General features: G+C 44.9%; 11 protein-coding genes. 1 reads left to right on the top strand and 10 read right to left on the bottom strand.

Annotated elements, in window-relative coordinates:
- Nucleotides 1-2: 2 nt before the first annotated feature.
- The 10 genes from nsrR to tsaE all read right to left on the bottom strand — a co-directional run bounded on the left by nsrR (nt 3) and on the right by tsaE (nt 10,804).
- Nucleotides 3-428: a nitric oxide-sensing transcriptional repressor NsrR gene (gene nsrR / locus ACGF49_RS06795; RefSeq protein WP_113041661.1), complete on the bottom strand. Its 426-nt coding sequence runs from the start codon at nt 426-428 to the stop codon at nt 3-5.
- Nucleotides 429-618: 190 nt separating this feature from the next.
- Nucleotides 619-1,917, bottom strand: coding sequence for an adenylosuccinate synthase (locus ACGF49_RS06790; protein WP_113041662.1), 1,299 nt, complete (start codon nt 1,915-1,917; stop codon nt 619-621).
- A 147-nt stretch (nt 1,918-2,064) separates the two neighbouring features.
- Nucleotides 2,065-3,075 carry a protease modulator HflC gene (hflC, locus tag ACGF49_RS06785; RefSeq protein ID WP_113041663.1) on the bottom strand — a complete coding sequence of 337 codons (1,011 nt, stop codon included), beginning with the start codon at nt 3,073-3,075 and terminating at the stop codon, nt 2,065-2,067.
- A gap of 5 nt (nt 3,076-3,080) precedes the next feature.
- Nucleotides 3,081-4,301, bottom strand: coding sequence for an FtsH protease activity modulator HflK (gene hflK / locus ACGF49_RS06780; RefSeq protein WP_113041664.1), 1,221 nt, complete (start codon nt 4,299-4,301; stop codon nt 3,081-3,083).
- 105 nt (nt 4,302-4,406) lie between these two features.
- Nucleotides 4,407-5,687 carry a ribosome rescue GTPase HflX gene (hflX, locus tag ACGF49_RS06775; protein WP_113041665.1) on the bottom strand — a complete coding sequence of 427 codons (1,281 nt, stop codon included), beginning with the start codon at nt 5,685-5,687 and terminating at the stop codon, nt 4,407-4,409.
- Nucleotides 5,688-5,783: 96 nt separating this feature from the next.
- Nucleotides 5,784-6,092 (bottom strand): RNA chaperone Hfq, encoded by a 309-nt coding sequence (gene hfq, locus ACGF49_RS06770; protein ID WP_011148654.1) that lies wholly within the window; start codon nt 6,090-6,092, stop codon nt 5,784-5,786.
- A 110-nt stretch (nt 6,093-6,202) separates the two neighbouring features.
- Entirely contained in the window at nt 6,203-7,144 is a 942-nt protein-coding gene (gene miaA, locus ACGF49_RS06765) for a tRNA (adenosine(37)-N6)-dimethylallyltransferase MiaA (RefSeq protein WP_113041666.1), read from the bottom strand.
- Nucleotides 7,137-9,032, bottom strand: coding sequence for a DNA mismatch repair endonuclease MutL (gene mutL / locus ACGF49_RS06760; RefSeq protein WP_113041667.1), 1,896 nt, complete (start codon nt 9,030-9,032; stop codon nt 7,137-7,139). Before mutL ends, miaA begins: the two co-directional genes overlap by 8 nt.
- 9 nt (nt 9,033-9,041) lie before the next feature.
- Nucleotides 9,042-10,325, bottom strand: coding sequence for an N-acetylmuramoyl-L-alanine amidase (locus ACGF49_RS06755; protein WP_387490266.1), 1,284 nt, complete (start codon nt 10,323-10,325; stop codon nt 9,042-9,044).
- A 14-nt stretch (nt 10,326-10,339) separates the two neighbouring features.
- Nucleotides 10,340-10,804, bottom strand: a complete 465-nt coding sequence (gene tsaE / locus ACGF49_RS06750) for a tRNA (adenosine(37)-N6)-threonylcarbamoyltransferase complex ATPase subunit type 1 TsaE (protein ID WP_113041669.1) — start codon at nt 10,802-10,804, stop codon at nt 10,340-10,342.
- 171 nt (nt 10,805-10,975) lie between these two features.
- Here tsaE and queG point away from each other — a divergent pair, with 171 nt between their 5' ends.
- A complete protein-coding gene (gene queG, locus ACGF49_RS06745) occupies nt 10,976-12,133 on the top strand; it encodes a tRNA epoxyqueuosine(34) reductase QueG (RefSeq protein ID WP_262978247.1) in 1,158 nt (385 codons plus the stop codon).
- Nucleotides 12,134-12,202 lie beyond the last annotated feature (69 nt).

Genomic DNA, 12,202 nt, shown 5'->3' with positions numbered 1-12,202 from the left:
CTTCATTCGGTCAGAAGCAGCTTGTAAAGGGGGATATTATCTTCAATCATATCAGCTAAAGTATGCTTATCCAGTTCTTCTAAAAACTTTTCTATTGCCTGATTTAATACGACCTTCAGACGACACGCAGAAGTGATATGGCAAGATTCCTGACTACAGTCAACCAATGATAATGGCTCAAGAGCACGAACGACATCGCCAATTCTGATATCCTTCGCGGGTTTACCTAAACGGATACCGCCGTTTTTACCACGAACAGCATCTACTAATCCTAAATGACTCAATTGGTTAATGATTTTTACCATGTGGTTACGAGAAACGCCATAAATATCAGTAACTTCAGAAATACTGGTCATCCGGCTTTGCGGTAAAGAAGCCATATAAATTAGCGCACGCAAGCCATAATCTGTAAAACTCGTTAACTGCACATCAACCTCTGGATAATAAGATATAAACTAATATATCCGAGAACAAACTGAAAAAATAAGTATTTGTTCAACTCATATACCATGAATCTACCAAAATCATGTTGATCTCCTCATCGTTAAACAAAAAAGGCCACAATAAATAGCAAAAAACCGGGCTGAAAAGCCCGGCTTCACCTGATTATAGGTACCATCAGACATCAAACGGATCACGCAGAATGATAGTTTCTGAACGATCCGGGCCTGTAGAAATAATATCAACCGGAACACCGGTCAGCTCTTCTACACGTTTGATATAGTTCAGTGCCGCCTGAGGCAATCTTCTATGCTCTTTCACACCGAAAGTGCTTTCATTCCAACCAGGCATGGTCTCATAAATAGGCTCGATACCTTCCCAGTCATCCGCTGCCAGAGGTGTCGTTTCAATTACACTGCCATTAGGCATACGGTAACCAGTGCAGATTTTTACTTCTTTCAAGCCATCCAGCACGTCCAGTTTGGTCATACAGAAACCTGACAGTGAGTTGATCTGTACTGCACGACGGATGGCAATGATATCCAACCAACCAGTACGGCGGCTACGCCCAGTAGTCGCGCCAAACTCTTGGCCTTTTTCGCGCAAGTAACTGCCAGTTTCATCAAACAGCTCAGTTGGGAATGGACCAGCACCGACACGAGTAGAGTATGCTTTGATGATCCCCAAAACATAATCAACATAGCACGGACCTAAACCGGAACCTGTTGCAACGCCACCCGCGGTAGTGTTGGAAGAGGTCACATATGGGTAAGTACCGTGGTCAATATCCAACAATGTGCCCTGCGCACCTTCGAACATAACCAATTCATCTTTCTGAGTTGCTTTATACAACAAATCAGAAACGTCGACGACCATATCCGTCAAAATATCGGCAACAGCCATGATTTCATCTAGGGTTTTCTGGTAATCAACCGCTGGTTCTTTGTAGTAGTTAACCAGTTGGAAATTGTGATATTCGATAATTTCTTTCAGCTTAACGGCGAATGCTTCCTTATCAAACAAATCACCAACACGCAGACCACGACGAGCAACTTTATCTTCATACGCAGGGCCAATACCACGACCGGTTGTACCAATTGCTTTTGCACCACGCGCTTTCTCGCGGGCATTATCTAATGCAACATGGTATGGAAGAATAAGTGGACAGGCTTCTGAAATGAGCAGGCGCTCGCGAACAGGAATACCACGGGACTCTAATGCGTTCATCTCTTTCATCAGCGCATCAGGCGCTAATACGACGCCATTTGCAATAATACTGATAACATTTTCACGCAAGATCCCTGATGGGATTAAGTGGAGAACGGTTTTTTCACCGTTGATAACCAGTGTATGACCAGCATTATGGCCCCCTTGATAACGAACAACATACTTAGCTCGTTCAGTCAGCAAGTCGACGATCTTGCCCTTGCCCTCGTCACCCCATTGGGTGCCCAATACGACAACGTTCTTACCCATTTCAAAATTCACTCGGTTGCTTAAAAATGGATTCTAACATCTCATCCCACACCTTTCAGTAATTTTTATCACATCCGTTATTTTTGTTAGCCACCAGACATAACAAGGCCCGCCTGATGCGGGCCTTACTGAGTGATTCAAAACTCATTAGTGCTGAACTGCACGCTTTTCAGGTGCTTTCATATAGCGGAAGAAATCAGCTTCTGGGCTTAATACCAGAACATCTTTCCCGTCTTCACTAAAGCTTTTCTCGTAAGCACGTAAACTACGGATAAAGGCATAGAAATCTGGCGCTTGACTGAATGCATCCGCAAACAGTTTAGCGGTTTCCGCATCACCAGCACCACGCAATGTAAGCGCTTCACGCTCCGCTTTTGCACGGATTTCAATAACTTGCTTATCTGCTGCTGCACGCAGCTTTTCTGCTTCTTCCAAACCTTGTGAACGATGACGACGAGCTACCGCTTCACGCTCAGCGCGCATACGCTGGTAAATCGCTTCTGAAACTTCCAGTGGTAAATTGATTTGTTTGATACGCACATCAACAACTTCAATACCCAATGCCGCCATACTGTTCGGATTGATAGCAAGCTGTTTATCTGCCGTTTCTCGCTCTACACGAGCCGCCGCCGATGCAATAGCATCATCCGCTTCAGTTATACTCGCTGTTTCTTTATCCGTTGTACCTTTGTTCAGCGCATCACGAACATCGGTGGTCAATTGACCACGGGAATCCGTTACGATACCACGAACATCCTTACGGCCAATCTCAGAACGCAGGCGGTCACTGAATTTACGCTTTAACAATACTTCTGCTTGAGAAATATCACCATTGCCGGTCGCCAGATAATAACGGCTGAAATCGTTAATCCGCCATTTCAGGTAAGAATCAACTATCAGGTCCTTATTTTCACTGGTCAAGAAACGGTCGGCTTGAATATCCATAGTCTGGATACGAGCATCCAGTGTTTTCACCGTTTCAACAAAAGGTATTTTGAAATGTAACCCCGGCTCATAAACAATCGGTTTATTTCCTGCATCGCGCAGAACCTTACCAAAACGCAGTACAATACCACGCTGTCCTTCCTGCACGATAAATAGAGAGGCATAGAGTGCAACTAATACCGCGACAATAACAACGACTAATGATTTACGCATGATTATTATCTCCCTACCCTGATAATGTCATTACGCAGATTATCTGTTCGGTTATAATTCGCTCCCCGGCCTGAATTTGAAGGCACAGTTGGACGGGTACCCCGCAGGTCAGAAGCTACCGTATTATCTGATTGCACTGTTCCCTCTTTTTTAACACCAGAAACATCACCACGTAACATTTGTTCTAATGGCAATACCAGCAAATTGTTATTGTGATCATTAACAATAATTTTGCGAGTACGGCTCAATACTTTCTCCATCGTTTCAATGTACAGACGTTCACGGGTAATCTCAGGTGCCTCTTTATACCTAGGCAACATTTTGGCAAAGCCCGCCACTTCCCCCTGTGCTTCCAATACTACACGAGACTTATAAGCTTTCGCCTCTTCAATGATACGTTGCGCATCACCTTTCGCACGTGGCAAGACTTCGTTCGAATAAGCCTCCGCTTCACGAATAGACTGCTGTTCATTCTCACGTGCAGCAATAACATCGTCAAAAGCAGCCTTGACTTCTTCTGGCGGACGAGCAGCCTGGAAGTTAACATCCAACAAAGTTATTCCCATGCGGTACGGAAGAATCGTCCTTTCCAACTCACGCTGAGTATCATCACGGACAATCATACGGTTTGCCGTCAAGATTTTATCCATCGTATATTTACCAACAACACCACGTACCGCGCTATCTGTCGCCTGACGCAGGCTGTTATCAGGACTTGTCACACTATAGAGATAAGCGGCAGGATCAGTCACACGATACTGCACGTTCATCTCCACGCGAACAACGCTTTCATCTGATGTCAGCATCACGCCAGAGGTTGCCAATTCACGAACAGATTCCACGTTAACTGGAACAACTTCATCAATGAATGTGGGTTTCCAGTTCAGACCTGGCTGCACAATATGGCTAAGTTTACCCAAACGGGTAACAACACCACGTTCTGTCTCCTTAATCGTATAAAAACCGCTAGCGGCCCAGATCACGACGACAACAGCAACGACAAGGCTAACAATACGCCCGCCAAATTTTGCCCCTTGGTCAGAACCATTACCGCCCTTGTTCCCACCAAAACCCCCGAGTTTACTGCTCAGCTTACGGAACAGATCGTCGAGATCAGATGCCCCACGGTTTCGACTACTTTTGTTCCCGCCGGAATTGCCGCTTTTATTGCTGCTTCCCCACGGGTCGCGGTCTTGTCCGTTGTTCCCGGGCTGATTCCACGCCATGTTTTAGCTCCATTCTTTTATGATTGGTTTTTCAGGCCAAGAGCCTCTTATAAACAAGCCGACTCTCAATCACATAAGTTTTCTGATATTCACCTGACAGGCACATCAGACAACATAATCAAACAAATCCTGTTCTTGTTTGCATAGACGGCGCCAGTCAACAATCGGCATTCTCACTTCGATACCAACTTTACCGTCCTCTTCTATCCACTCTTTCTCTATTGCTTGCAGTTGATAGAAGCGGCTGCGTAAACGACCTGCTTCCGGAGGCAAACGCAATTCGTAGTGTGCAATTTCACCCGAAAGACGCTCCGTTAACGCTTGTAACAATAACGGGATACCTTTACCGGTTTGCGCAGACAGCCAAACTCTAACCGGTAAGTTATCTTCGTTGCGATCAATACGCGGCGTGAAGCTGTCCAGCATATCAATCTTATTCATCACCAACAGTACCGGAATTTCATGCGCTTCAATTTCTTCCAGTACGCTGTCGACAGCGGCAATATTTTCGTCGATGCGGCTATCCGCAGCATCAATAATATGCAGCAACAATGTGGCTTGCCGGGTTTCCTGCAATGTTGCTTTAAATGCCGCCACCAGATCATGAGGCAAATGACGGATAAAGCCAACCGTATCAGCCAATACCACCGTACCAACATCATTAACTTCAATCCGTCGCAACGTTGGATCCAGCGTAGCAAACAATTGATCAGCCGCATAAACCTCAGCAGCCGTCATACGGTTAAACAAACTCGATTTACCGGCGTTGGTATATCCCACCAGTGAAACCGTCGGTATATCCGCTTTATTTCGCGCTTGACGCCCCTGTTCACGCTGTTTCTCAACCCGGCTCAGACGACTCAGGATCTGACGGATTTTATCCCGCAATAAACGCCGGTCCGTCTCAAGCTGCGTTTCCCCCGGCCCTCTCAAACCAATCCCACCTTTCTGACGTTCAAGGTGAGTCCATCCCCGGACAAGACGGGTAGAAAGATGACGTAGCTGCGCCAACTCTACCTGTAACTTCCCTTCGTGAGTCCGCGCCCGTTGGGCAAAAATATCCAGAATCACGCCGGTGCGGTCGATAACTCGACACTGACAGAGCCGCTCAAGATTGCGTTCCTGTGCAGGACTGAGTGCATGATTAAACAACACAACATCAGCACCACTAGCCTGTACCGCCTCAGCAATCTCTTCCGCCTTACCTTCTCCAACAAAATATTTCGGATGAGGGGCTTTCCTGCTCCCCGTGACAATTTGCACAGGAACTACACCAGCAGAAGTTACCAGTGATTCAAACTCACTGAGATTATCTGTGTCTTTATCCTGCGAGAAAAAAACATGCACCACAACGGCTTGTTCGCCGCCTTCATAACGTTCAAACAAAGGTGCGACCTCTCAGGCTGAGTAAAAAACTACGGGAAAAAACATAGGTAAAACCCCCTCCCTATGTTTTTCTTCATTCTATTACTGCTCTCAAACTTATTCAGTGCCATCACTTTCCTGTTGTGCTGCCGGAGCAGAAACGCCACCAGAATGATAATTACCTACGCTCGCCCCTACACTCGTATTGCTACTGTGATGAGAAACTGGGCGGGAAGGTACAACAGTAGAGATGGCATGTTTATAAACCATCTGGCTAACCGTATTTTTCAGTAAAATGACAAACTGGTCAAAAGATTCAATCTGACCCTGCAATTTGATGCCGTTGACCAAATAAATAGAAACCGGGACCCTTTCACGCCGCAATGCGTTCAGGAACGGATCTTGCAAAGATTGCCCCTTAGCCATTCTATATTTTCCTTATTTTGTTGTTTTTAACTAAGAACCTAAAGGTTCGAAAAAATGAACTACTCAAAAATTGCGCTTTGGTACTCATCAATTGTACACAATCAATAAACCTATGCACTAACAACCTGCATAACTGTGCTTAAAGCTTGCTCTGGTTGAGAACTATCCAACCAATGAACCGACTTCCAACCTCTGAGCCAAGTTACCTGACGCTTTGCCAACTGGCGCGTCGCACAAATACCGCGATAAATCATTTCATCGTAGTCAATTTCGCCGGAAAGATAAGACCACATCTGACGATAACCGACACAACGAATAGAAGGTAAATCCACATGCAAATCACGACGAGCATAAAGTGCTTTAACTTCCTCTTCAAACCCTGATTCAAGCATTTGATGAAAACGCGCTTCAATGCGTTGATGAAGGAGCTCACGTTTTGCCGGTGCAATAGCAAATTGATGAACACGATAAGGCAGCGATTCTCCTGACAATTTAGTCAGTTCAGTGAGAGTTTTACCTGAAATAAGAAAAACTTCCAGTGCCCGAGAAAGTCTCTGTGGATCATTAGGATGAATTCTTAACGCCGCCACAGGATCAATCTTCTGTAGTTGCTGATGCAATGCATCCCATCCTTGCTCTGCCGCCTGTTGTTCTATTTGTGCCCGAATAACTGGATTAGCCGAAGGTAAAGGCGACAAACCTTCAAGTAACGCCTTGAAATAGAGCATCGTTCCTCCCACCAGCAGAGGAATACGGCCAGAAGCAGTAATTTCTGCCATCTCCTTCAATGCATCGTGACAAAAATCAGCAGCAGAATAAGGTTGAGAAGGGTCCAGAATATTGATTAAACGATGAGGTGCCAACGCTTGCTCTTCGGTTGTTGGTTTGGCGGTACCAATATCCATTCCACGATAAATTAGCGCAGAATCAACGCTGATCAGCTCCACAGGAAGATGCTGGCGTAAAGCAACAGATAAAGCCGTTTTGCCTGAGGCCGTCGGACCCATAACAAAAATTGCCATTGGTAGATGTTGAGTTTTCTGATCACTCATGAGTAAGAGATGCCACCACTGCTTGTAAATCAATTAATTGTAATAACCCATCTGGTGGAGATTTTACCAGTTGTGGGCAAAGACGCTCAACATCAGCTAATAACTGCACCGCCTGAGCAACGTTCCACGTTCCATACTCACTGCCGATATGACGAGCAAGCCAAGTTACAACCTGTTCAGCCGATGCTGATGGCTGTTGTGCCAAATAACCTAGCAACTCAGGAATTAATTTAGGCAGATTTTGTTGCCGTAATGGTAACGATACCGCACATAGTATCGCTTTTCCATGAGATACAGATGCTTCAATACCAAAAGAGCCCAATAAGTCACTATAACGATTTAAAGCATCAGCTTCCTCTTTACTAAGAGATAGTTTCAGCGGTATCAACAATGGCTGTGATTTCAGCCCTTGCTCTGTTGGTGTTAACTGTGCTTGTCTTAACCAGCGTTCAGCTACCGGCAAAGATAACAACCCAATTCCCAATGGAGATTCAATCAGAGCATAACATGGTGAATATATGCTCAACACCTTACCAAAACTATGATTGCTATTTTTAACCTGAACAAGAGCAGAAGTGACCTTTTCTGCCATAACCGGAGCGGTTCTAGCTGGAAACAGCTCTCTTTTTTCTTCAGGTTCAGACTGCATCAGTTTCTGATATACCTCACCCTGACGTTTCTGATAATGATCTCCATGATATTGGCGATTTTCACCACCGCGAGAGCCCCCCATATTCCCTTTACTTGACAAAACCTCTTTTGGTGATGATGTTGCCACAGATGTCGCATTGTTTTGCCGGGAAAAATGATTTCCCCCTGCTGATGGCCGGTTTTCCGGCTCCCAGGCTGGCGCAGGTTCACAGCAAGCCATATCCAGCTCGGCACCGCTTCCGCGCTGTTTCAATACGGCTGTTACACCCTGATAGATAAAATCATGTACCAAACGGGCTTGATGGAAGCGAACTTCATGCTTCGCAGGATGCACATTCACATCCACTTGATGTGGATCAACCTCCAAATATAAAACATAAGCAGGCTGTTGTTCTCCCCGGAGCAAATCTTGATAAGCCTGACGGATAGCATGATTAATTAAGCGATCACGCATCATACGCCCGTTTACATAACAATATTGAATATCACTACTCGCCTCAGTATTCATCGGGTCAACAACCCATCCTTTAATCGATAAATCGTCGTGCTGCCAGGAAAGAGAAAGTGCCCGTTGCATAAAAGCGGTACCACAAATGGAGGCCAACCGCCGCTCATACTGCGATTCATCTTTTGCCGGCCGGTATTGGCGCACCAATTTACCGTTATGATGCAAATTGATTAATACATCCAAACGCGCCAACGCAATGCGTCTAACGACTTCATCAATATGACCAAATTCCGTTTTTTCTGTTCGCAGAAACTTGCGCCGCGCAGGAGTGTTATAAAAGAGATCCAATACTTCAACAGTACTGCCTACTGGATGTGCTGCCGGCTTTACAGTCACTGCCATATCCCGCCCTTCCGCGTAAGCTTGCCAGGCTTCATGCTGTTCTTCAGTACGGGAAGTTAATGTCAGACGCGAAACTGAGCTGATACTAGCCAGCGCCTCTCCACGGAATCCCATACTGATAATGGCTTCCAAATCATCAAGGGTAGCAATCTTACTGGTAGCATGACGAGCCAACGCTAGCGCAAGATCCTGATGGTTGATGCCACAGCCATTATCACGGACACGAATAAGTTTTACTCCACCGCGCTCAATTTCAATATCAATACGGCTAGCGCCAGCATCAAGGCTATTCTCCACCAACTCTTTTACTACTGATGCAGGGCGTTCTACGACTTCGCCAGCCGCAATTTGGTTTGCTAATTGAGGAGGTAAGATCTTGATCGCCATATTTAACCTTTACTTCTTGGCTGTTTCAGGTACAGCCTGTAATGGATTTGCTAGAAAATAGTTGCGCAACCCCCGATGGATAGCACTTGCTAGCTTATCCTGAAAATCATTGGAACCAAGTAATGCTTCTTCAGCCGAGTTACTGATAAATCCTGTTTCCACCAAAATTGAAGGAATATCTGGTGAACGTAACACACCTAAGCTAGCATGTTCTGGCGAACGTTTATGTAATAAACCGACCTTGCGCAATTCACTCAAAACCTGTACTGCAACATTATAGCCCACCCGTTGGGAGTGGCCGAATTGCAAATCCAGCACCGCCTGGCTTAGATAAGGATCAGCACCATTTGCCAAGGCATTACCTGCACCACCCAGTAACTCAGACTGTTTCTCATGCTGTTCAAGCCAATTACCCAATTCACTGTTTGCACGCTTGTTTGACAGCACCCAGACAGAAGCGCCACGTGCACTGCGATTAGGAGCGGCATCCGCATGAATAGAAATCAGCATATTTGCGCTATGTTTACGTGCAACCTCAGAACGACCAGCAACAGAAATAAAATAGTCTCCATTACGGGTCAAAACGGGTTTGAACATAGGATCATTGCGTAACAATGCTTCAAGTTTGCGCGCTACACTGATAGTCACATTTTTCTCTTTCAATCCACGTTGCCCAATCGCACCGGGGTCTTGACCACCATGTCCTGCATCAATAGCGACAACTACCCGCTGACCGCCCTTAGAAGTTGCTTGCAAAGCCGCCTGTTTTGTCGTCTGCAATTTGCTGTTAGTAAGTGATAGCTTACCTGTAGCAGCTTGGGAACTCTCTCTAAAAACAGACTTGCCAGTAGATACCCCGGAGGCCCGAAGGGTAAAAATCACCCGATATTCACTATTCGATTGCTGCATTATAGAGTTGACTTTAACTTTATTATTTAGTTCAAATACAATGCGTTTTTTTTGTCGATCAGGTGCCTGGCTGGAACGGATTTTCCTTACTAAATCCTGCTCCGGTAAATTCATAGGTAAACCAACAATTTTTTCTGATTGATGGATATCTACCACTAAACGCTCTGGCGAATGCAATGGAAAAAAACTGTAATTAGGGCGACCACCGGAAAAAACCATCGTCACTTTAGATTCATTTATGCTGTTACTGACGTGAATATTGGATAAAGTCGCCGCGGTTGCGGTTGTTACCACTAAACTGCTCATCATAATAAACAACCAGCACATTATCATAAAACTGATCTGCCATTTCTTTATCATTTTTGCGACTAAAGGACACATCATGGTCGGGTGATCCCTTATAAGTATTTCAAATTATCTAACAGGCTCTCACCATATTTAGACAAAGCAATAAAATGTGCCTGTCTCCCTTCGGACTGGTAACTCAAATGTAATTCAATATCTGCATCCGGTAATACGCCTTCTCCTTGCTGAGGCCATTCCACCAGACAAATGGCATCTTGATGGAAATAATCACGTATTCCCATAAATTCCAACTCTTCCGGATCTGCCAATCGGTAAAGATCGAAATGGTAAACCGACCTCGGTGTTAAAGCATAAGGCTCAACCAAAGTATAAGTTGGGCTTTTTACATGCCCTTTATGACCCAGAGACTGCAAAAAACCACGGCTAAACGTAGTTTTACCGGCACCCAAATCACCATATAAATAAATTACACCACCACTATTACAGGCAGCAGCAACTGCGCTTCCAAGAGAAACTGTCGCATCTTCATCTTTAAGTGATAAAATAAGTTCTTTCATCGAATAATATCTGTTGTTTTATTAATTCATCAGCTAAAACGATAACCCTAACACACTTCTATTATCAACATTTAACATCTTCTGCTCAGTTTCATTATCAAACCCACTATTTTTGGGCTGAAACAAATTATGCTACACTGCAACACCTTGCAGTATAAGCCGATTTCCACCATGACAACGCCTCTCGATCTTAACCTTCTGGTCTCCAACATCAAACAATGGGGTCACTCCCTTGGTTTCCAGCAAGTTGGCATTTGCGATACTGATTTATCCGTGGAAGAACCAAAACTTCAGGAATGGCTGGATAAACAGTACCACGGGGAGATGGCATGGATGAAACGCCACGGCATGATGCGTGCTCGCCCGGATGAACTTTTCCCAGGGACATTGAGAGTTATTAGTGTAAGAATGAATTACCTCCCTGCTAAAGCTTCTTTTGCCAGCACGCTAAACGACGCCGAACTCGGTTATATTAGCCGTTATGCCCTGGGAAGAGATTATCACAAACTGCTGCGCCAACGTCTTAAGAAACTCGGGGAGCAAATTCAAAATTATTGCCATGACTTTGAATATCAAGGAGTCCTTAATTTTCGGCCTTTTGTTGATTCAGCACCCATAATGGAACGCCCACTCGCCGCTAAGGCCGGATTAGGCTGGGTCGGTAAACACTCACTTATTCTTAATAGAGAAGCTGGTTCATGGTTTTTCCTCGGTGAGTTGCTGATTAACCTTCCTCTGCCTATAGATCCTCCACAAGAAGAGCAATGTGGACGCTGTGTCGCCTGCATGACAACCTGCCCAACCGGTGCAATTATCGCCCCTTATACTATTGATGCCCGCCGTTGTATTTCCTACCTCACAATTGAATTGGAAGGCATTATTCCTGAAGAATTTCGTCCACTGATGGGAAACCGTATTTACGGTTGTGATGATTGTCAGATTATTTGTCCTTGGAACCGCTTTTCCCAATTGACAGATGAAGATGATTTCAGCCCTCGTGTGACATTACATACACCAAAGTTATTGGATTTATTCAATTGGAGTGAAGAGAAGTTCCTACGGATAACGGAAGGTTCTGCAATTCGTCGCATCGGCTATTTACGCTGGTTACGCAATATTATTGTTGCTTTAGGAAACGCACCCTATCAATACGATATCATTCTGGCTCTGCAACAGAGACTAGGATTAAACACAATGCTAGACGAACATATTCATTGGGCTATTGAACAGCAAATCATTCGCCGCAAAACGAATACTGTTAGTGTACAAACACCACAACAGAAACGACTTATTAGGGCGATAACCAAGGGCTTGCCCAGAGATGCTTAATTATTAGCCATCTTTGTAACGTATAAAAAGATTCAGATAATTTTTCTGTGAATAAAATAAAAACCCCTT

The sequence above is a fragment of the Photorhabdus sp. RM96S genome (assembly GCF_042879335.1).
In the GTDB taxonomy this organism is placed as follows: domain Bacteria; phylum Pseudomonadota; class Gammaproteobacteria; order Enterobacterales; family Enterobacteriaceae; genus Photorhabdus; species Photorhabdus kayaii.
The sequence above is the reverse complement of the archived record's forward strand: the minus strand, read 5'-3'. Positions and strand labels throughout refer to the sequence as shown.